25 protein-coding genes and 1 pseudogene are annotated in these 22,547 nt (G+C 41.7%); 23 read left to right on the top strand and 3 right to left on the bottom strand.

The features are described from left to right. Positions 1-16 precede the first annotated feature (16 nt). The 5 genes from C7E02_RS17175 (at position 17) to C7E02_RS17155 (ending at position 2,625) form a co-directional block, all read left to right on the top strand. Positions 17-280, top strand: a complete 264-nt coding sequence (locus C7E02_RS17175) for a putative signal transducing protein (protein WP_022279495.1) — start codon at positions 17-19, stop codon at positions 278-280. 289 nt (positions 281-569) lie between these two features. Next, positions 570-896 (top strand): hypothetical protein, encoded by a 327-nt coding sequence (locus C7E02_RS17170; protein ID WP_105310248.1) that lies wholly within the window; start codon positions 570-572, stop codon positions 894-896. Positions 897-900: 4 nt separating this feature from the next. Continuing rightward, positions 901-1,410, top strand: a complete 510-nt coding sequence (locus C7E02_RS17165) for a hypothetical protein (protein WP_022279493.1) — start codon at positions 901-903, stop codon at positions 1,408-1,410. A gap of 81 nt (positions 1,411-1,491) precedes the next feature. Continuing rightward, positions 1,492-2,052: a hypothetical protein gene (locus C7E02_RS17160; RefSeq protein WP_022279492.1), complete on the top strand. Its 561-nt coding sequence runs from the start codon at positions 1,492-1,494 to the stop codon at positions 2,050-2,052. Positions 2,053-2,088: 36 nt separating this feature from the next. Then, a complete protein-coding gene (locus C7E02_RS17155; protein ID WP_105310247.1) occupies positions 2,089-2,625 on the top strand; it encodes a hypothetical protein in 537 nt (178 codons plus the stop codon). A 54-nt stretch (positions 2,626-2,679) separates the two neighbouring features. Here C7E02_RS17155 and C7E02_RS17150 read toward each other — a convergent pair whose 3' ends face one another. From C7E02_RS17150 to C7E02_RS17140, 3 genes are all read right to left on the bottom strand, one after another. After that, positions 2,680-3,390 carry a hypothetical protein gene (locus tag C7E02_RS17150; protein ID WP_022279490.1) on the bottom strand — a complete coding sequence of 237 codons (711 nt, stop codon included), beginning with the start codon at positions 3,388-3,390 and terminating at the stop codon, positions 2,680-2,682. Positions 3,391-3,714: 324 nt separating this feature from the next. Then, a complete protein-coding gene (locus C7E02_RS17145; protein WP_105310245.1) occupies positions 3,715-4,866 on the bottom strand; it encodes an IS91 family transposase in 1,152 nt (383 codons plus the stop codon). Then, entirely contained in the window at positions 4,859-5,710 is an 852-nt protein-coding gene (locus C7E02_RS17140) for a tyrosine-type recombinase/integrase (RefSeq protein ID WP_105310244.1), read from the bottom strand. Before C7E02_RS17140 ends, C7E02_RS17145 begins: the two co-directional genes overlap by 8 nt. A 287-nt stretch (positions 5,711-5,997) precedes the next feature. On the opposite strand from C7E02_RS17140, the pseudogene C7E02_RS20345 reads away from it, so the two are divergent. The 18 genes and pseudogenes from C7E02_RS20345 (at position 5,998) to C7E02_RS17050 (ending at position 22,495) form a co-directional block, all read left to right on the top strand. Further along, positions 5,998-6,546, top strand: a pseudogene (locus C7E02_RS20345) (DUF6609 family protein). 38 nt (positions 6,547-6,584) lie between these two features. After that, on the top strand, positions 6,585-6,929 hold the full coding sequence (locus tag C7E02_RS17130; protein WP_105310242.1) for a polyketide cyclase: 345 nt from the start codon (positions 6,585-6,587) through the stop codon (positions 6,927-6,929). Positions 6,930-7,066: 137 nt separating this feature from the next. Continuing rightward, positions 7,067-7,327, top strand: coding sequence for a competence protein TfoX (locus C7E02_RS17125; RefSeq protein WP_242979004.1), 261 nt, complete (start codon positions 7,067-7,069; stop codon positions 7,325-7,327). Between the two features lie 122 nt (positions 7,328-7,449). Next, complete coding sequence (locus C7E02_RS17120) at positions 7,450-7,929, top strand: MGMT family protein (RefSeq protein ID WP_105310241.1); 480 nt, start codon at positions 7,450-7,452, stop codon at positions 7,927-7,929. Positions 7,930-8,350: 421 nt separating this feature from the next. Continuing rightward, positions 8,351-8,557: an ATP-binding cassette domain-containing protein gene (locus C7E02_RS17115; RefSeq protein ID WP_306418642.1), complete on the top strand. Its 207-nt coding sequence runs from the start codon at positions 8,351-8,353 to the stop codon at positions 8,555-8,557. A 262-nt stretch (positions 8,558-8,819) separates the two neighbouring features. After that, the gene (locus C7E02_RS17110) at positions 8,820-9,197 is read left to right on the top strand and encodes a hypothetical protein (protein WP_144124865.1); all 378 of its coding nucleotides are present in this window, start codon (positions 8,820-8,822) and stop codon (positions 9,195-9,197) included. A gap of 461 nt (positions 9,198-9,658) precedes the next feature. Continuing rightward, positions 9,659-10,696: a phenylalanine--tRNA ligase subunit alpha gene (locus C7E02_RS17105; RefSeq protein WP_005335111.1), complete on the top strand. Its 1,038-nt coding sequence runs from the start codon at positions 9,659-9,661 to the stop codon at positions 10,694-10,696. A gap of 16 nt (positions 10,697-10,712) precedes the next feature. Beyond that, on the top strand, positions 10,713-13,157 hold the full coding sequence (pheT, locus tag C7E02_RS17100; RefSeq protein ID WP_105310239.1) for a phenylalanine--tRNA ligase subunit beta: 2,445 nt from the start codon (positions 10,713-10,715) through the stop codon (positions 13,155-13,157). Positions 13,158-13,374: 217 nt separating this feature from the next. Continuing rightward, complete coding sequence (locus C7E02_RS17095; RefSeq protein ID WP_105310238.1) at positions 13,375-13,608, top strand: hypothetical protein; 234 nt, start codon at positions 13,375-13,377, stop codon at positions 13,606-13,608. Between the two features lie 273 nt (positions 13,609-13,881). Next, complete coding sequence (locus C7E02_RS17090; RefSeq protein ID WP_005335116.1) at positions 13,882-14,193, top strand: hypothetical protein; 312 nt, start codon at positions 13,882-13,884, stop codon at positions 14,191-14,193. Positions 14,194-14,286: 93 nt separating this feature from the next. Further along, complete coding sequence (locus tag C7E02_RS17085; protein ID WP_105310237.1) at positions 14,287-15,333, top strand: V0D/AC39 family V-type ATPase subunit; 1,047 nt, start codon at positions 14,287-14,289, stop codon at positions 15,331-15,333. Then, complete coding sequence (locus tag C7E02_RS17080; RefSeq protein ID WP_105310236.1) at positions 15,330-17,267, top strand: V-type ATP synthase subunit I; 1,938 nt, start codon at positions 15,330-15,332, stop codon at positions 17,265-17,267. Before C7E02_RS17085 ends, C7E02_RS17080 begins: the two co-directional genes overlap by 4 nt. Before the next feature lie 12 nt (positions 17,268-17,279). Next, positions 17,280-17,711 carry an ATP synthase subunit C gene (locus tag C7E02_RS17075; protein ID WP_022279481.1) on the top strand — a complete coding sequence of 144 codons (432 nt, stop codon included), beginning with the start codon at positions 17,280-17,282 and terminating at the stop codon, positions 17,709-17,711. A 1-nt stretch (position 17,712) separates the two neighbouring features. After that, entirely contained in the window at positions 17,713-18,021 is a 309-nt protein-coding gene (locus C7E02_RS17070; protein ID WP_005335121.1) for a V-type ATP synthase subunit F, read from the top strand. 15 nt (positions 18,022-18,036) lie between these two features. Beyond that, positions 18,037-18,627 carry a V-type ATP synthase subunit E gene (locus tag C7E02_RS17065; protein ID WP_105310235.1) on the top strand — a complete coding sequence of 197 codons (591 nt, stop codon included), beginning with the start codon at positions 18,037-18,039 and terminating at the stop codon, positions 18,625-18,627. After that, a complete protein-coding gene (locus tag C7E02_RS17060; protein ID WP_105310234.1) occupies positions 18,617-20,392 on the top strand; it encodes a V-type ATP synthase subunit A in 1,776 nt (591 codons plus the stop codon). The genes C7E02_RS17065 and C7E02_RS17060 overlap by 11 nt, the downstream gene beginning before the upstream one ends. 15 nt (positions 20,393-20,407) lie before the next feature. Continuing rightward, a complete protein-coding gene (locus tag C7E02_RS17055) occupies positions 20,408-21,793 on the top strand; it encodes a V-type ATP synthase subunit B (RefSeq protein ID WP_022279478.1) in 1,386 nt (461 codons plus the stop codon). A 90-nt stretch (positions 21,794-21,883) separates the two neighbouring features. Continuing rightward, complete coding sequence (locus C7E02_RS17050; protein WP_005335133.1) at positions 21,884-22,495, top strand: V-type ATP synthase subunit D; 612 nt, start codon at positions 21,884-21,886, stop codon at positions 22,493-22,495. The last annotated feature ends 52 nt before the right edge of the window (positions 22,496-22,547 follow it).

The raw sequence follows: 22,547 nt of genomic DNA, 5'->3' as shown, positions 1-22,547 counted from the left end.
AACGGAGGAGTGTAAGATGGGAGCTTTTTTCAAACATAAGGAAAAGGATTCAGCGTCTGGAGACGATTGTGTGAAACTTTGTAATGTGCATGACATTATAGAGGCGGAAAGAATGATAGAGTTGTTAAAAGAGAACGGAATTGCTGCATTTTCTCAGGAATCTGGAGATGGTGTTTCTGTGTATAGTACAGCAGGGTTCGGACTTTACGGTGTCGATGTTTTTGTGGAGGCGAAGAATGAGGAGCAGGCCAGGAAGCTTATAGACGCTGAGGGTATTTGAGCAATAAAGTGAAAAAATATTAGTTGAAAAAATGTAATATCATAGTTAGTGCTCTTGAAGATTATGAAGACAGTGGATTGTTTTTAGGCGGTTCACTGTCTTTTTTTATTGGAAATTAACTTATTTTTTAATAATGGATTGTGATTAACGTGAACTTAAAAAAGTTTTACGAAAGAATTACATGAATATGTCGCAATCCAAAAACAGAGGTTGCTACAATAAGTGCATCAAGGCAGAAGAGGGTTGATAAATGAATCGTTGAAGAGTAAGAAACGAGGAGGAAACTACGATGAAAATACGGCGGAGAGTACAAAAATACATTTTCATTATAAGCTTTGTGGTACTGGCTGGTTTTATGCATCAGAACACCTATGCGGAAACTCGGACGAATATTCAGCTTTATGTACCGGATGACAACCAGAATAACAGACAGGAAAATAATCAGACTGCCAACCGGGCTGACAACGGGAAGGTGGACAATTCTGTGGCAAAGACAGGTGATACCACCGGAGGTAAAATATTGGATTACGAGATAATGCTTGCAGTGAGTGCAGTATTGGGAACCATGGGAGTCATAATCCGTAAAAGCCAGAAGACAGAAAAGAATGGAGATTAGGTGCATGAAAGTAGAGAAAAAAAGAAATAAGAAAATATGGATATTCGCTGTGGTGGTGATTCTTGTCGCAGCGCTTGGAGTTGTATTTGCATATAAGCTGGGACAGCAGAAATCTGTAAACAATTCCAATGGGGTTGTGGTAGATCAGAATGCATCAGACTGGGACAAAGATTTAGATAATTTATCTGGACAGCAGGATTCAGGTATTAAAATGCCGGGATACGGAGAACTCAGTGTCGGGGCAGGAGATAAGACGTGGAAGATTACCCTGGCAAATCCGAAGGACAATGACTGCTATTTTAAATACAGCATTACAATTGGAGATGATGAGACTCCGATTTATGAGTCTGACTATATTGAACCGGGAAAGGCAATCAGTGAATTTCAGGTCGATAAGGCGCTGGATGAAGGAGATTATACAATATATATGAACATTTCTACATATTCTATGGATGGAAAAAATACACGCTTAAATGGAGCGAGTGTGAAAGCAGATTTACATGTTGTAAACTAACGGCCCCCAAAGGGCATGTGCTCGAAGTGTGGCTGTAAATATAGATATTTATTAATATTTTTATTCAGGAGGATAACGAAAATGAAGAAAAGAATCGCAGCAGCAGTTATGACAAGTGTTATGGCAGGAATGATGATGGTAACGCCGACATTTGCAGCAAACACAGGTAGTGCACACACTGATTTTTCCCTTTATGTAGCAAATGATCCAGTTTATACAGTCACTGTACCAGAAACGGTAACATTGAATGCAAAAGAACACACATTGGTACCGATTACGGCCAGCGATGTAAAAAATATTCCGGAAGGTAAGAAAATTACAGTAACGCTGCAAAAAGGAAATGGAACTTATGGAAGGTTATATCTTGTCGGAGATAAGATGAATGGTGCAAAACCATATATGATGACTTTGAATATTAAAGGAACAAGCGGAGACTTTAAACTGGGGGCATTGGAGAAGCAGATTAAAGGTATGGAACTGGTTGCTTTTACAGAGGATGGTACAGCAAATTATGAAATATACCCATGTGCGCAGGATTATCCGGACCGTGAAGGAAAAGAAGGGGACAATCTGGCAATCCAGAAAGGCGTTCATTATACTGGCTGGATGGACTATGGCGTAGGTTTAACTGATATCAAATAAATGATTATCCATCAATTATACGAGGGAGGACTAAATATGAAATCTGTAAAGAATATGAAAATGCTTTCAACAGCAATGATTGCAGCGGTGCTTACCGTATCTGCATTCGCGCTTCCGGTTCATGCAGAAGAGAATACAACATCTGCGTCAACAGAATTTTCTTATGTTCAGAAAAATGAACCGACATATACGGTATCTATACCTTCAGCGCTGGCACTTTCAAAGGAGGGAACTGCCCTTAATATTGAAGCAAAAGATGTCGCGGATCTGGACGGGAAGAAAGTAACGGTAACAATCGCAGGTACTGATTATTATCGAAATCAGCTTGTATTACAGGCAAAGACGTCCAAGCCAACTTATACGGGTACTATTCGTTATCAGTTGATTGCAGCAGATGGTAACACAATTGAAACAACTGGTAATGATACTGCAACAGGAACAGAGTTAGCTTCCTTTACAGGGAATGGAACTGTAACTTATACGGCAAAACCAGTACTTGATCCAAGAATGAATATTGAACCGGGTGTAAATTATACAGGAACCATGACATTTGGAATAGGATTAACAGAATAAGGAAGCATAGTTGGTGCTTTAGCAGAAATAAAATGAGGGGGCAGGCTTAGAAGCTTATAGCCCCTGAAATTCTTTAATGGTTGCTGCTGCCAGTACAATGACTCCAATTGCACAGACAATATATATAATTCCGACTGCGATGGAGCTTTTCTTTGCACGTTTCCATTTTACGGCTGCAAGGTACATGGCGCTTAAGACATCTGCCAGGAAGAAGAACTGCAGGATACCATGCAGGATAGCAGTTCCGAGGCTGATTTTTCCAGCTTTATAAGTCATGCGGATTACCTGCAGGGCGTAAAAAGAGCCCGGAAGGATTGTGAGCCAGAATGCAATGACGGTGAAAAATATCATAACACTCATGACCGGGAGCATAAGCGGTATAATCAGACCGCCGGTCATAAAAGTCAGTGCAGCACCAGCGAAAAAGTACATAATGAACAGTGTGATAAAACTGAACAGGAAAAATGCGACAAGACCGTATTTATGTATAAGCATGCGGTTTATAAGTGCGGTGGAATCGTCTTCTTCATAGGAGAAAAAAGATTTCCAGATATTTAGGATCCCAAGAATATAAAGTGCCAGAATGTAAATAATAGCAGGCAGGTTTGACAGGAAAAATCCCCGCAGAGTAGCAAAGCCGGAGGCATCATATGGAATTGCATCAAGTACATGGTTCTGGAAAGTAAGATTCGGAAGAACAAGTACCGGAATCAGGGATAATATAATTACATATGCAATTGCCAGTTTGTCAGCAGATTTTTTCATAGTCATGTTCTCCTTGTAGAATGGCTTTACTTCTTTTTATGAAATAATTCTTTAGGTTAGAATTGATGATGGAGTAAACGAAAAAGCAGTTTTGACATTTCAGTGAACTGCCCCTTCGTTTACTCCATTTTCGATTTGACCTAATTGAACAAAGTGAGCGTCCGAGTAGCTACTACCTATGGACTTTTAATCTTTTGTTCTTATCCATGATTATACAGGATTTCCTGTGCAGACGCTACAAAAATCAAGGATTTTCAGATAAATAGGTATAACAATTAAACCTCAGGATTTTGAGGCTTAGAAAACATATAAAAGATTTGGATTTTAACACCTTTGCGGTATTCTCAGTTGTGGTTTTCCAAGATGTCCACCGCAGGATTTACATACATAGATGTTTATCCCGTATAGCTGTTTCAATATTTCTGGCATCTCCTTATCCCTGAGCCTTGAAAGATATTTTTTACATCCGAGGAGATTCCGGCATAAAGTGAGCTTTTTGTGTTTGCTGCGGGAACATAGAAGCCCATAATGCCGGATCCTGACAAAACGTCTGGGTGGCACATGCATCAGAAAACGCCGTATAAATTCAACTCCAGAAAGGGTCAGTTCCTTCCATTGTCCTTCCTTCCGGTAATCCTTAACAGAAAAAGTAACATTTTCATTGCCCATATGGATGATGCGGTGATTGCTGATAGCGATCCTATGGGTATATTTTCCGAGATAATAAATCACAGATTGTGCACCGTTAAAAGTTTTCTTACAGTAAGGAACCCATTCTATATCATAACAGGAATCTATCAGCTTTTTGAAAGCATAATGATTACGGTATTTTTCTGCTGTTCCATGAAACTCAAGCTGATCTGTATTCCAGAGATTTTTCAACTCATCCATATATTTCCCACGAAAGACTCTGGAGATAGCCCATATGGGTAGAAAAAACTCCGTACCATTGTCTTTCCACTCATTTTTCGGTGTCAGACCGCCGCCAAGCAGTATCGTATGGATATGGGGATGAAAATTCATTTCTGAGCCCCATGTATGCAGGATGCAGATATAACCAACAGAAGCCCCGAGGTGCTTTGGGTCGGATGTCAGTTCCTGAATGGTAGCGGAAGCCGCATGATACAGCGTGTCATATAACAGTTTCTGGTTACTGTAAATGACAGAGTTCAGAATATCAGGGACTGTAAACACCAGATGGAAATAAGGGGCATCAAGCACATCCTCTCTACGAGCATCCATCCACATTTCCTTCGGAACAGCCTGACACATGGGACAGCAACGGTTCCGGCAGGAATTATAATGGATCTGGACAGCACCACAGTCTTCGCATACACTGACATTCGCACCATAAGCTCCTGTTTTGCAATTCAGGATGTTCCGGGCAACTTTTGCCTGTTCCGGGGATGGGGAACAGCTTTCAAGGTATGCCGGATAAAAATGCCGGAAAATATCCTGGACGGTGGGTTTATTCATGGCCGGCACCTTCTTTCCTGTCAAAAGGGCTTTGAATGCCCATCAGGGATTTGTTGCTGACATGAAGATATACTTCCGTGGATTTCGGATCACGGTGTTCAAGCAGAGCTTGAATGTTCTGCCGTTCTATGCCCTGTTCCATCAGATGGGTTGCAAAGCTATGGCGCAGACAGTGCGGGGTTGCTGTCTTCGGAAGTTCAGCATCAGCTACTGCCCGCCGCATGGCCTGTTCCAAAGTACTGACTGTCAGGTAATTACCGGTAAATTTATTTGGAAACAGGATGCCACGGGGACGACCTTTCTCAAACCAGTATTGTGTAAGGATATCCAGACAACGCTTAGAGAGAATGGTATAGCGGTCCATCCGGTTTTTCGTATCCCGGACATGGATCTGCATATTTGAACGTGAGATGTCATCATAGTGAAGATGGATCACTCCAGAAACCCTCATGCCAGAAGAATACATGATTGCGAACATAGCCTTATATTTGATATCGTCAACAGCAGATAACAAACGGTCAATCTCAGAGGCGGTCAGTACAGTCGGAAGTTTATGTTCCAGGATCATACGCGGAACCGTGATATCATCCCAAAGGATATGCAGGACATTCCGATAGAAAAAACGGATAGCAGAATTATAGAGATTCAGGGTTGTGGCTTTCAGTCCTTCCTCTTTTTTTGCAAGCAAAAAAGTCCTGACATCCTGACAGGTAAGCTCTTCAGGATTCTTATTCTGATATTTCAGAAAATAAGAGACATAGTTTTTATAGCAGTTGATGGAACGTTCTTTAAGGTTACGGATTTTTCCGGCTTCCTCAAGCTGTTCTAAATATTTTTCATACATAATAAAATCCTCCATATAAAATCAGTAGTTATCCGGAACACTGCTTTATATGGAGGTGCATTTGGGTCATAAAACCGCTTGCCAACCAAGCGGAAGGGTGGTATTCTTTTCATAGGCAGTGGGAAGGTCGATCCTGTTTGATTGTTTCGTTGTGGTGACTTAACAATACTACTTTTAGGACTTGCTTTCCACTGTTTTGTTATAGAAAAAAGAAAATCGCTATGCCATAGCCTTGGCAGGCCATCGCGCAGCGATTTTGTTCAATTGGAATTTGAGGAGGAAAGTGTGTGGGGTTTTTAGGCTATCAAAAAGGTGAAATCCGAGAATATAATGACAAAAGATGTTGTGGTTTGTGGTTTATCATTATTGGTGTAGTTATTATAGTTTCTGCTATCTTTGGCTGAGAGAAAAAAATACACCCTATTATATTTACTGTAGGTTTTATTGTTGGATTTTATTTATCTGTAATAAACAAAAAAGTGGTAACAAAATTATCCTATGGGAAATCGTCGAAATTTCAAAATAATATGGCTATTTTTTCCATAGCTATTTTGTTTCCACTCATGTTTGTTTTAGCAGGTTCATTTTTTCCAATGCAGAATTGGAGAATGATTTGGCTAATGACTTTTCTCGCTGTTGGAATTCATTTTATACCATTCTATTTTGTTCATGGTATTTCAAGGATAGGAATTGCGATTTTATGTTCTGCTAATGCTGTAATAGGAATATTTCTTCCAATAATTCCATTCATTGTTTTAGCATTTATTGACGGGCTGATTAAAATTGGTTTTGGAATACATCTTTTATTTTTTTCAAAGCCTACCAAAGGTCGATGAGTTGGAAAAACTTCAGTTTGAAAAGGGGGAATGAAAAAGTGGCAATTTCAAATATAAATACAATTATTAGTAATGATATTCAAAAAGTTTGGAACATTGTTTTAGCTGTTGATAAATATAACTCATGGCGAAGTGATTTGAGCAAAACAGAAATAATAAATGACAAACAATTTATTGAATACACAAAAAATGGATATGCTACTACATTTACCGTTATCGTTGCAGAACCATATAAACGCTGGGAATTTGATATGGAGAATAGCAACATGAAAGGTCACTGGATTGGTATTTTTACAGACAAAGGGAATGAAACACAAATAGACTTTACAGAAAATGTGATACCTAAAAAGTGGTTTATGAAACCTTTTGTAAAAACCTATTAAAAAAAACAACAAAAACAATTTGTTATGGACTTAAAGAAAGCATTGGAATAATAAAATTTAAAGTTGGAGGTTTAGAAATGGCTTCAAGTAAAGATTATTTAGAATTTGTTTTAGAACAATGATCAGAATTACAAGAAATAACATATCGTGCAATGATGGGAGAATTTATTATCTATTATCGTGGAAAAATCGTTGGCGGTATATATGATGATAGGTTACTTGTAAAACCAACAAAGTCTGCAATTTCTTATATGCCGACAGTTACCTATGAAATACCATACGAAAATGCTAAAGAAATGTTATTAGTGGAAGAAGTTGATAATAAAGGTTTTCTGACGGGGTTATTTAATGTGATGTATGACGAACTACCAACGCCAAAACCTAAAAAGAAAAAATAAACAGCTTTCAGTTTGTTTATAGAAAAAGAGTTAAGCAAATTTAGGAGTTGTCAATATTTTTCAAACAGTCTCATTGCATAGGAATGACAAACAGACTATCCTTAAAGTAGGAGGTGGCAGAAATGGCAAACGAAGATAAAAAAGATTTTAATGCTATGTTGCATGATAATAAAGATATGCCAAAATTTCAAATCATTACAGACCAGAAAAGCATTGAAAGATATGGTGGAAATAAAATGTATTTTGCACCGCCAATTGACTATGACGAGGTAATGAAAAAAATCCCTTATGGAAAAGTGATTACTGTAGGAAAGATACGAGAATACTTTGCGGAGTTGAGCGGAGCGGACTTTACAGAACCGATTACAGCAGGGATTTTTGTTTCTATCGTGGCATGGGCGAGTTATCAGCGTTCAGAAGATGAATCGCCATATTGGAGAACATTGAAAGCGAATGGAGAACTCAATGCTAAATATCCGAATGGTATCGAAGCACAGAAAGAAAAATTAGAAGCAGAGGGACACGCCATTATTCAAAAAGGGCGTAAAAATATACGATACTATGTAAAGGACTATGAAAATTTCCTTTTTGATTTGAAATAGGGAAATCCTAGTTTGTGTAGTAGATAAGTTCAAAATCTCTCAGACAGACAGAGTGATCCAGACGTGGTGACGGTCGAAGACATCAAGCCATGACAGCGAAGCTGTCAAACGTCTGGTTCACTTTGTCTGTGAGCGAGCCTGTGGCGAGCGATTATCAAGCCCCCGTTATCTAACAAGGGGGGCACAAAAAACAAGAGACAATAGACACTACTAAGCGGGAAACGCTGTATTTACAAGGCAAAACAGCTTCTAACAGGGTGTTAACTAAAAGACACTCATTTAACACATAAAATTGAATAGAACATAGGAGAAAGACAGTTGATTTCAAACGAGAAATTGATTGTCTTTTTCTTTTGAAGAAATTTAAGTATAGGCAATTATCAATCTAGAATAATCTCATATATACGCCCCCTGAAAAGCGGTGGCTGATGTATCCATTCAGGTTTTTGAAGGTGGAACCCTTGGAAGTGTAGGAGAATCCGGATGTGGCAAAACTACCTGCGGAAGAACTTGTGTCGTTGTATATGAGGTCGCAGATGGTGAGGTCTTATATAAAGGTAGAAATATCCATAAAATGTCAAATGCAGAGAAAAAAGAATTTACAAAGCATGTGCAGATGAGTTTCTAGGATTCATATTCTTCGCTGGATTCGAGACTTAAGGTTCATGATATTATTGTAGAAGGTATGCGCATCCATAAACTGGTTGGCTCCAAGGAAGAAGAGTATAGTGGTTCAGTTGTCAAGGTAAAAATGTAAGCTTTTTTATAATGAACAGATATATGTAATTGAGTAGAGGAGCCCCCATTAAGCTACGTGATCATCCAGTAAAAGGATTGGATAATAGCAGGATGCCAATAAATGCATAGGCGGAATTTCAAGCATGTAGGAAATGACGCGGCAGTTTAATGATGAAAAAGTTATGGGGAATCTATATTCTTTCATGGGAGAATCCAGGAAAGAATATCTTCCCCATGGTGTTACGGAAAATGAATTTTTGGAGAGGCTGGATCCATTGGAGCTGGAAAAAATGCAGAAAGATATTGCCTATTCCATGATCCGCAGAAAATCATTTAACGATGCCAGAGTGTTGAAAAAGTCGCAGGTTATCATTGATGCTACAGAACTGGATGAAGGATACCAGAAAAAGAATGATTATTATTTGAGTCAATGTTATAACCGAGGAAAAGTAGATGAATTAGTGAAATCAGAAGTATCTGTAATAAGTACTTCTGATTTCTTATCTGGTAATTGCAGTGTGAGATGGTGAGATAGTCTGAACTCACACATTGACAAAGCCGTAAAATTATGTAATAATTATCATGATTTTGGACTATGAACATATGTAAGTACAGAAGATGTAGTGAAGCAGAGATGAAGTGTCACCGGCTGAGAGCACTTCACGCGAACCTTTTGGAAATTTCAGTATGGGAGTCTTTCGATGAAAAGCATTTGCCAGTGGCAGTGCGTTAAGTCGGATGTTCGTGTAGCAGATCGAATACACATAAAAGAGTGCAGAGTGATAAGAACTCTGAAATAGGGTGGTACCGCGAGTAACATCGTCCCTTGTTAATCACAAGTGGCGGTGCTTTTTTATTTTTAAGCCAGTTTTTGAAATTATATTTAGCGAATACGCTACACTTCCAGAATGGTACATTTTGGAAGCTGACTCTGAAATATAAAAATAAAAAAAGACACTGAACTTAAAGAGTAGTAGAAAGGGGAATTAGAATGAAGGATAAAATCAACAGTATTTTATCAGAAGTGAAAACTAAGATTTCTGAAGCAGCAAATGAAAATGAACTGCAGAATGTGAAGAATGCATATGTTGGAAAACAGGGTGCGTTAAGTATGTTAATGAAGGAGATGCCAAAGCTTGATGCAGCGCTTCGCCCGGAGATGGGAAAGGTGCTCAACCAGGCTAAGAATCAGGTGACAGAGCTGATCAACTCTAAGAGAACAGAGCTGAAGCTGAAAGCTTCTGAGGTTTCACCGGACTTTGATTGTTCTGTACCGGGAATCCTGCCGCCGAACGGAGGACTTCACCCAATCACACAGATGTGCTATGACCTGAACGATGCATTCCGTTCTATGGGATTTGAGATTTTCCAGGAGGATGACATCACAAGTGAGTTATATGCATTTGATAAACTGAACTTCCCTCCGAATCATCCGGCAAGAGAGAGTATGGACACATACTGGCTGGAGGGTCATGACAGTGGAAGCACAAATGAGAAGCTTTGCCTGAGACCACATTTGACAGGAGGAAGTGTCCGTTACATGCAGACACATAAACCGCCGTATCGTTTTGTATATCCGGGACGTGTATATCGTAACGAGACAACAGATTCACATCATGAGAGAGCATTCTTCCAGTATGAGGCTCTGATCGTGGATAAGGATATCAAATTCACAGACGGAAAAGTTATGATCCAGAGCATTTTAAGTAAAGTATTCGGAAGAGACGTTCCGGTAAGAATGCGTTCCGGTTTCTTCCCATTTGTAGAGCCAGGATTTGAGATCGACATGGAGTGTCAGGTGTGCGGCGGAAAAGGCTGCAGCGTATGTAAACATGTGGGCTGGATCGAGGTTATGCCGGGTGGATCACCACATCCAAATGTACTTCGTGCAGCAGGACTGGATCCGGATGAGTACACAGGTTTCTATGTAAACATTGGTCTGGACAGACTGGTCATGATGCGTTACGGTGTGGATGACGTAAGATTGTTCCACAGTGGCGATTTAAGATTCCTGAGACAGTTCAGATAAGCGGAGGAGAATAGAGATGAAATTATCATTATCATGGATTAAAGATTTTGTAAATATCCCTGAAGATATGGATATGAAACAGCTTGCATATGATCTGACTATGGATACTGTTGAGGTTGAGGACGTCGAGTACCTGGCAGACCGTTTTGACCATATGGTAGTAGGTGTGATCGAGGATATCGAGCCACATCCAAATGCAGATAAGCTTCGTGTCTGCAAAGTAGATATCGGTGACGGTGAGATCAAAGACATCGTCTGCGGTGGTATCAATCTTGAAAAAGGTATGCGTGTTGCCGTATCCTGCCCGGGAGCAATTGTCCGCTGGCATGGTGAGGGAGAGCCTGTTGAGATCAAGAAGTCTAAACTTCGCGGCGTAGCTTCCTACGGAATGATCTGTGCATCTGACGAGATCGGACTGGGAGATCTCTTCCCGGCATCTCAGGAAGCAGAGATTCTTGACCTGTCCGCATTTGACGTACCGGCAGGAACAACTCTGGCAGATGCCCTTGATCTGAACGATGTTCTTCTTGAGATTGATAACAAATCAATGACAAACAGACCGGATCTGTGGGGACACTATGGTATCGCCCGCGAGATCGCAGCATTATACAATCTGCCATTAGCTGAGATCAAGCCATTTGAGACAGAGGTACAGTCTGATTTCAACGTAGAAATCGATGATCCGGACAGATGCCCGAGATATATCGGTGTAGAAATGTCTGGTGTAAATGTAAAAGAGGCGCCATACCAGATGCAGAATAGAATCTGGAAGGTTGGTATGCGTCCAATCAATGCATTGGTTGACATTACAAACTATGTGATGCTCGCAACCGGTAACCCGACACATGCATTTGACGCAGATAACATTTCTGATCACATCGTTGTAAGACATGCAGCAGAAAATGAGAAGTTACTTCTTCTGAACGACAAAGAGCTTTCTCTTTGTACAGATGACCTTGTAATTACAGATTCCGAGGGACCTGTTGCACTGGCCGGTGTTATGGGTGGAGCAAAGGATTCTATCCTGCCTAAAACAGAGCGTGTCATTCTTGAGATTGCAAACTTTGAAGCAGCAGGAATCAGAAGAACTGCACTTCGTTATGATAACCGTACAGAAGCTTCTTCAAGATATGAAAAAGCTATCGATCCTGAGAGATGCGACCAGGCACTTGCACTTTCCATGCAGTATTTCAAAGAGCTGTATCCAGAGTTAAAAGTGACAGGTTACTGTGATAAATATGTAAAGAAACTCAAGAGAGCTGAGATTGATGTAAACCTTGTATGGCTTGAGAAGAGACTTGGAAAACATCTGACAAATGATGAGATCCAAGGCAAGCTTGAGAAACTTGGATTTGATGTACAAATCAATGGTGAGGACATGCACGTTATCGCTCCGACATGGCGTTCTACAGGTGACATTTCCATTAAAGATGATGTAATGGAAGAAGTTGCCAGAATGTATGGATACGACAATTTCGAGCCAACATCATTTACAACAACATTTGACAGTGCAATCAATCAGAAAGATCAGGATCTTGTAAGAAATATGAAAGAGTTCCTTGCAATTCGTTGTGGAATGCAGGAAATCTACACATATCCTTGGGTAAATGATGTATATCTGAATGCAATTATGCAGACGACAGAAGGAATGCTTCGTCTTTCAACACCACCGGCACCGGATCTCAGTTACCTGCGTGCTTCTCTGCTTCCGAACATTTGCGAGGCAGTTGCAAAGAATGAGCGTTACTTCAATGATTTCTCAATCTTTGAGGAAGCTCAGGTATTCCATGATGCGAACTATACTTCACCATACGACAAGTCTGAGTTACTGCCAGAACAGCGCCGCCACATTGCCGGAGCATTTGCAAGTTCAGTTAAGGACGTAAAAGAACTCTTCCAGGAAGCAAAAGGTGTTCTGGAGTATATGCCACGTTACACACATCAGGCAGCATTTGAGTTCAGAAAAGAAGAGAAACCAGTATGGGCTGACAATGTAGTATGGCTCAACATTTACCGTGGAGATGAGAAGATTGGTGATATGGGACTTCTGGCTAAGAAGGCATCTATGGACTGCGGAATCAAGAACTTGTCCGTAATGCTCTTTGAATTAGATGTTCTGAAACTGAAACCACTCATTTCCAGAACCAATAAATTCACTCACCTTGCAGCATATCCGGAGAACGAATATGACATTTCCATGCTCTTTGACTCCAATGCAGTATGGAGTGATATGCATGAGGCAATTCTTGGCAAGAAGAAAGCCAGCGAGTTCCTTAAGAAAGCAGATTTCGTAGATGAGTACCGTGGAAAACAAATCCCACAGGGCAAGAAATCTGTGACAATCAGACTGACCATCGGATCTAATGAGAAGACACTGACTTCCCAGGAGATTGAAAATGTAGCAAATCAGGTTATGAAAAAGCTGCAGAAGAAGATGGGAGCAGAGCTGAGAACTCAGTAAAAATGTGTTAGATAATTCGACATAATATAATAATCCAGCCAGCTGTCATCAGATATGATGAATTTTTACAAATTTTGCTGCGCTATCTATTAAATCTGTGCGTGCAAACTCGCCAAAGGGCGGCTCAGACAGTGCACTTACAGATTAATGATGCTCGCAAAATGTTGCAAATTCCTCAATTATCTGCGTAACAGTTGGCTGGATTTTGTTATGTGCGATGTTATTGGAGGAGGAAGGGTATGAAGAACTGGACAGACTCAGTGCGGACGAGAAGAAGCGTCTGGAGTATGAGACGAGATTGAAGTATAAGCGGGATAAGTATGCACAGCTCCATTATGCGACCAGGATTGGAAGAGAAGAAGGCGAACGGATTGGAAGAGCAGAAGGTGAGTATCTTGCGGTTATACAACATGAATCGAACCGATTAGTATACACAAAAATAGTCTTGTGATTTTTATTAATGAAATATCCATACACTTTGATGGAAATGTATAAAAATTACACAAAAATCTGCATAACTTACTTGACAATTGTGCAATTTAGAGATTATAGTTAAATATATACGTTCTGATTTAGAGCTATTTTCTAAAATATTTCATATTATAGAAAACTGTTAGAATTTCAGTATATTTTTTGAAAAATCATTAAAAAATTTCGAGTTTTTTAGAGAGTTCTGTGATGATATGTGGCTTTGGTCAGACAGATAACAAGAAGGGGGCGGCTTATGAAATCTGTGATTGAAAGACTGGATGATATTGAGAACACTGCGCGCAGTATTGTGGCGAAGGCAGAAGAGGATAAGAGTCAGGTTGAGCAGGAGATTCAGGCGCAGAGAGATCAGTTTGATAAAGAACTGGATGAGAAGACGCAGGCAGAACTTACCAGAATCCGGGAAGATGGAAAGCGGCAGGTCGATGAACTCCTGAAGAGTCAGCGTGAGAAGAATCACGAGGCAGTTCAGACATTGGAAAAGGAATATGAGACGGCTCATGCAGTTTATGCAGAAGGTATTTTGCGTCATATAATAGAAGTGTAATATAAGATGCCAGTGGGGGCGTGAAGCGAGGAGTAAACCACAGGTATCAGAATTTCAGACATTTCAAAAAGAAATATAGCGAGGAAGAGAACAATGGGCAATGTGATGGCATACAGCGGACTTACGACGAAAATCCGCGCAATGCAGGCAAAGCTTCTTACACAGGCTGACTATGAGACGATTTCCGGTTTTACGGATGTTGTGCAGGTGGTGGAATTTCTGAAGACGAAACCGGCCTACGCAGTCTATATGGATCAGTTGGAACTGGCGCATCTTCATCGAGGTGATATTGAGAAGATGTTGTATCAGTCTCTGTATAATGATTACACAAGAATCTTCCGGTTTGCGGGAATCGACCAGAAGAAATTTCTGAAGATTTACTGGAAGAAGTATGAAGTCAGTGTGATCAACTATTGTCTGAGAATCGTATTTAACCATTATGACAAGCCTTATGACCTGGATTATAAGAAGGAATTTTTTGATAAATACTCAAAACTTTCTATTGATAAGTTAATAACTTCCACAAATATCGACGAACTTGTGGATAACTTACGGGGCAGTGAGTATTATGAAGCATTAAAACCAATCCGGGATTCCGGGGCAGCGACATTATTTGACTACGATCAGGCACTGGAGCTTTACTATTTTACTAATTACTGGAGGCGAGGAAGAAAGGTATTCTCCGGAAAATCCAGAGAGCGTTTTTCAAGAGATGTGGGAATCAAGATGGATCTCATGAACATTCAATGGGTGTACCGTGCGAAGCAGTATTACCGTATGCTTCCGGCAGAAATCTATGCACTGACGCTTCCATATCATTTTCATTTAAGTACGGAAGAATTTAAGGCAATCGTGGAAGCACCGAATGTGGAAGAGATGAAAAAGCAGGTTGAGAATACTTACTATGGAACACATGTCCACATGAAAGAGGGGCAGTCCATAGAAAAGAGTATCAAAGATATTTTACGGGATCTCTATATATCTGACAGGCAGAAGGATCCTTACTCCGATGCAACGATGCACGCATTTTTATTCTTGAAGGAGCAGGAAATCGACAAGCTGACGACAGCGTTAGAGTGTATCCGTTATGGACTGACCAGACAGGAGATATTGACATACTTGGGAGGTGAGAGCAAGTGATTGTAAAAATGAGATTCTTAAATATCAGCGGTCCGAGAGATGACATCGACCGGGTATGCGAGAAATATCTGTCAAAATATGAGATGCAGATTGAAAATGCGGTGACAGAACTTAAGACGACGGAAAATATCATGCCGTTCGTGGAAGTGAACCCGTACAGAGATCCGCTTGCAAAGGCAGAGCAGTTCGCACAGCTTCTGCCGGAGGACAGGGAAATTCGGGCAGATCTGTCAGGATCAAAGGATGATATGCTGGCGCTGATCCGGGAACTGAATCATGATTATCTGGGACTTGTGGAAGACAGAGAAAGGCTGAAGCTCAAGAAGGAAGAATTGCTTGGAAAGGAAAATGTCCTGAAACCATTTTCTGCGTTGAAAGTGGATGTTCATAAAGCATTGCAGTATCAGTACATGCAGGTACGGTTCGGACGCATTTCGCTTGACTATTACAGACGTCTTGAAAAATATCTGGCCGACAGTTTGAATGCCATATTTCTGGAGGCTGGAAAAGACAAAGGTTTTGTCTATGGCTGTTACATAGCGGCAAATGCGGATATTGCGAAAGCGGATAACACATTCCGGGCACTGCACTTTGAGAGAATTGACGTGACAGATGCTTACATCGGAACTCCTAAAGAAGCGTGTGAGAAGCTGGATCAGGATATGGAAGCAGTGCAAAAAGATATTGACGCAGATGAGGATAAGATTACAGCACTTATGAAACGTAATGCAGCCAAGCTTCTGGGAGCGAGAAAGAGACTGCAGGAGCTTGCGGACAACTTTGATATCCGTAAACTTGCAGCGAGAGTGACCAGTGAGGATGAGAGGGATGAGTTCTATATCTTATGTGGCTGGATGAGTGAAAAGGATGTAGATGCGCTTCTTGCTGAGACCCAGGATGACGATAAGGTCAGTATCATGGTCGAAGATGAGCGTGACCAGTATTTTGGTGATCCTCCGACAAAGCTTGAGAACCCGAAGGTATTTAAACCATTTGAAATGTTTATCAAGATGTACGGACTTCCGGCTCACGATGAGATGGACCCGACCATGTTCGTGGCACTGACCTATACATTTATATTCGGAGCCATGTTCGGAGATCTTGGCCAGGGCTTCTGCCTCTTTGCAATTGGCGGAATCCTGTATCTGACAAAGAAGATCAATCTGGCAGGAATTATTTCCATTGCAGGTATTTTTTCCATGTTCTTCGGATTTATGTTCGGAAGCGTATTTGGATTTGAAGATATTATTGAAGCCCACTGGTTAAGGCCTGTATCGGCAATGACGAATCTGCCGTTTATCGGGCAGCTTAACACCGTATTCGTCGTTGCCATTGCATTTGGTATGGCACTGAATATTCTGGTGATGATCTTCAATATTATCAATTCGGCGAAAGCCCACGATAAGGAAAATATGTTATTATCCACCAATGGTGTGGCAGGACTTGTATTTTATGGATTCCTGGTACTGACAGTAGTACTTTATATGACCGGACACAAGACTCCGGGAAATGTAATGCTTGTGATTTTCCTTGGAATTCCGGTGCTCCTCTTTGTATTTAAAGAGCCACTTGGAAATCTGGTAGAGAAACGTCATAAGAAAATGGAAGGCGGCAAGGTCATGTTCTTTGTACAGGCATTTTTTGAATTGTTCGAGACCATGTTAAGCTACTTCTCCAATACCATTTCTTATGTGCGTATCGGAGCATTTGCAGTGAGCCATGCGGCAATGATGGAAGTTGTACTGATGCTCTCCGGAGCGAGTGCGGGAAGCACGAACTGGATCATATTTGTCATCGGTAATATCATAGTCTGTGGACTGGAAGGACTGGTAGTTGGTATCCAGGTTCTGCGTCTGGAATATTACGAGATGTTCAGCCGTTTTTATAAAGGAACAGGAAGAGAATTCAAACCATTTCATAAACAGAGCGAGTAGGAGGAAGAAGTCATGACATTAACTGTAAAATTATTACTGGTGGCAGCACTGGTACTTGGAATTATCATACCATTTGGATATTTCCTTAAGGGAGAGAGAAGTAAGAAACGTTACAAACGTGCACTTGGAGCAAATGTTGTCTTTTATTTTGGAGCATTTGCCATCGCAGCGATCATGTTATTTTCCGGAGATCCGGTATACGCTGCAGAGACAACAGCAGCCGCTTCAAATGCAACTGGATTTGGTTATATCGCAGCCGCACTGTCAACCGGTCTTTCCTGTGTCGGTGGCGGTATTGCCGTAGCAAGTGCAGCAAGTGCCGCTCTTGGAGCAATCAGCGAGGACTCCAGCGCACTTGGTAAGTCACTGATCTTCGTAGGACTGGCAGAAGGTGTGTGTCTGTATGGACTGATCATCTCCTTCATGATCCTCGGTAAATTATAAGATGAAAATGTATCTGATCAGTGATAATGTCGATACTCTGACGGGACTGAGACTGGCGGGCGTAGATGGAGTCGTTGTACATGAAAGAAACGAACTGCGTGAAGAATTAGAAAATGCCATGAATGACAAAGAAGTTGGTGTCATTCTGCTGACTGAGCGGTTCGGACGGGAGTTCCCGGATCTTATCAACGAGATTAAGTTACAGCGGACCATGCCGCTTTTGATCGAGATTCCGGACAGACACGGAACCGGACGTAAAAAAGACTTTATCACATCGTATGTGAATGAGGCTATAGGATTAAAACTATAGGAAGCAGGTGATTGTGTGACAGTAGATGAGAAGATAACAAGACTGCAGGAATCTGCAATGCAGGAGGCAAGAAGCAAAGGGAATGCGATTGTGGAACAGCATAAGAAGGCGCTTACCCATGTCTTTGAGCAACATAAAGCAGAGGCACTGATACAGGCAGACACAAGAATCAAGGCTGAAAAGACCAGCGTGAAGCAGCAGCTTGGTATGGCGAATTCAAAGGCTGCGCTGGAACTTAAGCGAGAGCTTGGAGCTGCACAGAAGCGTTTGAAAAAGCAGCTTTTTAAAGAAGTCGAAGAAAAACTGTCTGCATATATGAAGACGGAAAAATATCGGGATCTTCTGGTAAAATATATTGAAAAAGCGGTAGCATATTCTGACCGCGGCGAGATGACGATTTATGTTAATCCGACAGACGCAGATAAGAAAGCGTATCTGGAGGAGAAGACAGGATTAACACTGAGTATCAGCAAAGAAGACTTTATCGGTGGAATCCGTGCAGTCATTCCAGAAAGAAATATTCTGGTAGATTATGCATTTAAGGGCGCGCTGGAGAGAGAATATCAGAAGTTCGCATTTGGAGGAGGTATGGGCAGTGGACGCTAAACATACTGGAAAAATATATGGAATTAACGGCCCTGTCGTTTACCTGAAAGGCAGGACCGGATTTAAGATGTCCGAGATGGTCTATGTAGGAGAAGAACGTCTGGTAGGAGAGGTTATTTCTCTGGACAAGGACAGGACAACGATTCAGGTCTATGAGGAGACTTCCGGTCTGAAGCCGGGAGAGATTGTGGAGGGTACCGGAGATGCAGTATCTGTTATCCTCGCACCTGGAATTATCAATAATATTTTCGACGGAATTGAACGTCCGCTGGAAAAGATTGCACAGGCAAGTAATGGCGCATTTATTACAAGAGGTGTCAGTGTAGATTCTCTGGATCTTGATAAATTGTGGGATACACACATGACGGTTGCAGAAGGTGACGCACTCCAGGGCGGGGCAATCATTGCAGAAGTTCCGGAGACTCATGCGATCGTGCACAAATGTATGGTTCCGCCGGATGTGGAAGGAATCGTGGTCAGTGTCGTACCTGACGGACCGTATCATATCAATGATACACTTGTTGTGATCGAGACAACAGAAGGGGAGAGAAAAGAACTCTCCATGATGCAGAAATGGCCGATCCGTGTGCCAAGGCCGGTGCATCACCGTTATTCTGCAAGAGTTCCGCTTGTGACGGGACAGCGTGTCATGGATACTATGTTCCCTCTGGCGAAAGGTGGAACAGCTGCAATTCCGGGAGGATTCGGAACAGGAAAGACGATGAGCCAGCATCAGATCGCAAAATGGTCCGATGCGGACATTATTGTATATATCGGATGCGGAGAGCGCGGAAATGAGATGACACAGGTTCTGGAGGAGTTCTCAGAACTGGTGGATCCAAGAACGGGGAATTTGCTGATGGACAGAACGACTCTGATTGCCAACACATCCAACATGCCGGTAGCTGCCCGTGAGGCATCTATTTACACAGGACTTACACTGGCTGAGTATTATCGTGACATGGGATATGATGTCGCAATTATGGCGGATTCTACATCTCGTTGGGCAGAGGCTCTTCGTGAGCTGTCCGGACGTCTGGAAGAGATGCCGGCAGAGGAAGGATTTCCGGCTTATCTGGCATCCAGACTTTCTGCATTCTATGAGCGTGCCGGTATGATGCAGACATTAAATGGAGCTGTAGGTTCTGTTACAATCATTGGAGCAGTATCTCCGCAAGGAGGAGACTTCTCCGAGCCGGTCACACAGAATACGAAGCGATTTATCCGTTGCTTTTGGGGACTGGATAAGTCTCTGGCATATGCAAGACATTACCCGGCGATCCACTGGCTGACCAGTTACAGCGAGTACTTACCGGATTTAAGTGCATGGTATGCTGATAATGTATCTCCAAAGTTTGTGGACTATCGGAACCGTCTGATGAATATTCTGAACCAGGAGAACAGTCTCATGGAGATTGTAAAACTGATCGGTAGTGATGTACTTCCGGATGATCAGAAGCTGACATTGGAGATTGCCCGCGTGATTCGTCTTGGATTCCTGCAGCAGAACGCATTTCACAAAGACGATACGTGTGTATCTCTAAAGAAGCAGTTCGGTATGATGGATATTATTCTGTATCTCTATAAGAAATGCAGAGAACTGGTGGCAAGAGGTATGCCGATGTCTGTTTTGAAGGCAGAGGGTATCTTTGAGAAAGTTATCGCTATCAAATATGATGTGCCAAATGACGAGTTACAATTATTAGATATGTACAAAGTAGATATCGACCGTTTCTACGATACAGTGATTGAGAAAAATGCATAGAAGGAGGTCAAGATCATGGCAATAGAATATCTGGGACTAAGCAGCGTTGAAGGCCCTCTGGTTGTGCTGGAAGGAGTTCAGGACGCATTCTATGATGAAATCGTGGAATTTGTAGTCGATCATAAAATAAAGAAAATGGGACGTATTGTGGAACTGAATGAGGACAAAGCAATCATTCAGGTATTTGAAGGAACCGAGAATATGTCCCTGGACAATACACATACGAGATTGATGGGACGTCCGATGGAGGTTACTGTATCACCGGAAATGCTTGGAAGAACCTTTAACGGAATCGGACAGCCGGTCGATGATATGGGACCACTCATTTCCGAGGATAAACGTGATGTTAACGGACTTCCGCTTAATCCGGTCAGACGTGAGTATCCAAGAAATTATATCCAGACAGGAATTTCAGCCATTGATGGTCTGACAACACTGATCCGTGGACAAAAGCTTCCAATTTTCTCAGGAAACGGACTTCCACATGACCAGTTAGCAGCGCAGATTGTAAAACAGGCCTCTCTGGGCGGTGATTCTGATGAAGATTTCGCAATTGTGTTTGGAGCTATGGGAGTTAAGCATGACGTGGCAGATTTTTTCCGCAAGACATTTGATGAGAACGGAGTATCCGACCATGTGTGTATGTTCCTGAACCTGGCAAATGACCCTGTCGTAGAGCGTCTGATTACACCAAAGGTAGCACTGACTGTGGCAGAATATCTGGCGTTTGAGTGTAACATGCATATTCTTGTAATCCTGACAGACATGACTTCTTTTGCAGAGGCACTTCGTGAGGTATCCTCTTCAAGAGGAGAAATTCCGTCACGAAAAGGATATCCAGGTTATCTTTACAGTGAACTGGCAACAATTTATGAGCGTGCCGGAATTGTGGAAGGGGCAAATGGATCGGTGACACAGCTTCCGATCCTGACCATGCCGAATGACGACATCACGCACCCGATTCCTGACCTGACCGGATATATTACGGAAGGTCAGGTCGTACTGGACCGCAATCTTTATGGACAGTCAGTTTATCCGCCAATTAATGTATTGCCGTCACTGTCACGTCTGATGAAAGACGGAATCGGAGAAGGCTATACGCGAGACGATCACCAGGCGCTGGCGAACCAGTTATTTGCTTCCTACGCAAAAGTGGGAGAGGCAAGAAACCTGGCCTCCGTTATCGGTGAAGATGAATTGTCACCACTGGATAAGAAATATCTGGAGTTCGGACGCGAATTCGAACAGCGTTATATTGGTCAAGCAACAACAGAGAACCGTACCATTCAAGAGACGCTGGATCTTGGCTGGGAACTGTTAGCACTGCTTCCAAGAGAAGAACTGGATCGAATCGATACAAAACTCATTGATTTCTATTATCCGAAGAAGAATGAAGCGTAAAAATGATTTAGAAGTGCAGGAATCTGGAAAATATGCCAGAATTCTTGCATTATAATTGCTGTATTGCAAAAATGGGAAAGGAGGGAGTCTATGGATCCAAGAGAGTTTCCGACCAAGGGAAATCTGATGCTTGCCAAAAACTCGCTGGCACTTGCCAATCAGGGCTATGAACTGATGGACAAAAAACGAAATATACTTCTTAAAGAACTGATGGGACTTATCGATGAGGCAAAAGGCATCCAGGAAGAGATAGATTCCACATTTACCCAGGCATATGCGTGCCTGCAGCGCGCTAATATTGAGATGGGAATCAGCAGGGTACAGGAATTCGCATTCACTGTACCAATTGAAGATTCCATTCGTATACAGACCAGAAGTATTATGGGAACAGAGATTCCACATATCAAATATGATGAAAAGCAGAATGACCTGACCTACTCACTCGGAGATACAGGAGAATCGCTGGATATCGCCAGGGAGGCATTCCGAAAGGTAAAGAATCTGACCATCAAGTTGGCTGAAGTCGAGAACTCAGCATATCGTCTGGCAACGAACATCAAAAAGACACAGAAACGTGCCAATGCTCTGAAGAACATCACCATACCGATGTACACGAATCTGGTCTACAACATCAACAACGCGCTGGAAGAAAAAGAAAGAGAAGAATTCACAAGGTTAAAAGTAATAAAACGAAGACAATAATTTAATTGGGGACGTAGTAACATGCCAAAATACTACGTCCCAATCAGCGATT

The sequence above is a fragment of the Dorea sp. Marseille-P4042 genome (assembly GCF_900290215.1).
Classification (GTDB): Bacteria; Bacillota; Clostridia; order Lachnospirales; family Lachnospiraceae; genus Dorea; species Dorea formicigenerans.
Note: the sequence above shows the minus strand (reverse complement) of the source record. Positions and strands in the feature narration are given on the sequence as shown.

What these genes read in the sequence shown, in the direction of transcription:
- C7E02_RS17175 (WP_022279495.1), top strand. Translation starts at nt 17, where the DNA reads ATGGGAGCTTTTTTCAAACATAAGGAAAAGGATTCAGCGTCTGGAGAC.
- C7E02_RS17170 (WP_105310248.1), top strand. Translation starts at nt 570, where the DNA reads ATGAAAATACGGCGGAGAGTACAAAAATACATTTTCATTATAAGCTTT.
- C7E02_RS17165 (WP_022279493.1), top strand. Translation starts at nt 901, where the DNA reads ATGAAAGTAGAGAAAAAAAGAAATAAGAAAATATGGATATTCGCTGTG.
- C7E02_RS17160 (WP_022279492.1), top strand. Translation starts at nt 1,492, where the DNA reads ATGAAGAAAAGAATCGCAGCAGCAGTTATGACAAGTGTTATGGCAGGA.
- C7E02_RS17155 (WP_105310247.1), top strand. Translation starts at nt 2,089, where the DNA reads ATGAAATCTGTAAAGAATATGAAAATGCTTTCAACAGCAATGATTGCA.
- C7E02_RS17150 (WP_022279490.1), bottom strand. Translation starts at nt 3,390, where the DNA reads ATGAAAAAATCTGCTGACAAACTGGCAATTGCATATGTAATTATATTA.
- C7E02_RS17145 (WP_105310245.1), bottom strand. Translation starts at nt 4,866, where the DNA reads ATGAATAAACCCACCGTCCAGGATATTTTCCGGCATTTTTATCCGGCA.
- C7E02_RS17140 (WP_105310244.1), bottom strand. Translation starts at nt 5,710, where the DNA reads ATGTATGAAAAATATTTAGAACAGCTTGAGGAAGCCGGAAAAATCCGT.
- C7E02_RS17120 (WP_105310241.1), top strand. Translation starts at nt 7,450, where the DNA reads ATGGCAAACGAAGATAAAAAAGATTTTAATGCTATGTTGCATGATAAT.
- C7E02_RS17110 (WP_144124865.1), top strand. Translation starts at nt 8,820, where the DNA reads ATGACGCGGCAGTTTAATGATGAAAAAGTTATGGGGAATCTATATTCT.
- C7E02_RS17105 (WP_005335111.1), top strand. Translation starts at nt 9,659, where the DNA reads ATGAAGGATAAAATCAACAGTATTTTATCAGAAGTGAAAACTAAGATT.
- pheT (WP_105310239.1), top strand. Translation starts at nt 10,713, where the DNA reads ATGAAATTATCATTATCATGGATTAAAGATTTTGTAAATATCCCTGAA.
- C7E02_RS17095 (WP_105310238.1), top strand. Translation starts at nt 13,375, where the DNA reads ATGTTATTGGAGGAGGAAGGGTATGAAGAACTGGACAGACTCAGTGCG.
- C7E02_RS17090 (WP_005335116.1), top strand. Translation starts at nt 13,882, where the DNA reads ATGAAATCTGTGATTGAAAGACTGGATGATATTGAGAACACTGCGCGC.
- C7E02_RS17085 (WP_105310237.1), top strand. Translation starts at nt 14,287, where the DNA reads ATGGGCAATGTGATGGCATACAGCGGACTTACGACGAAAATCCGCGCA.
- C7E02_RS17075 (WP_022279481.1), top strand. Translation starts at nt 17,280, where the DNA reads ATGACATTAACTGTAAAATTATTACTGGTGGCAGCACTGGTACTTGGA.
- C7E02_RS17070 (WP_005335121.1), top strand. Translation starts at nt 17,713, where the DNA reads ATGAAAATGTATCTGATCAGTGATAATGTCGATACTCTGACGGGACTG.
- C7E02_RS17055 (WP_022279478.1), top strand. Translation starts at nt 20,408, where the DNA reads ATGGCAATAGAATATCTGGGACTAAGCAGCGTTGAAGGCCCTCTGGTT.
- C7E02_RS17050 (WP_005335133.1), top strand. Translation starts at nt 21,884, where the DNA reads ATGGATCCAAGAGAGTTTCCGACCAAGGGAAATCTGATGCTTGCCAAA.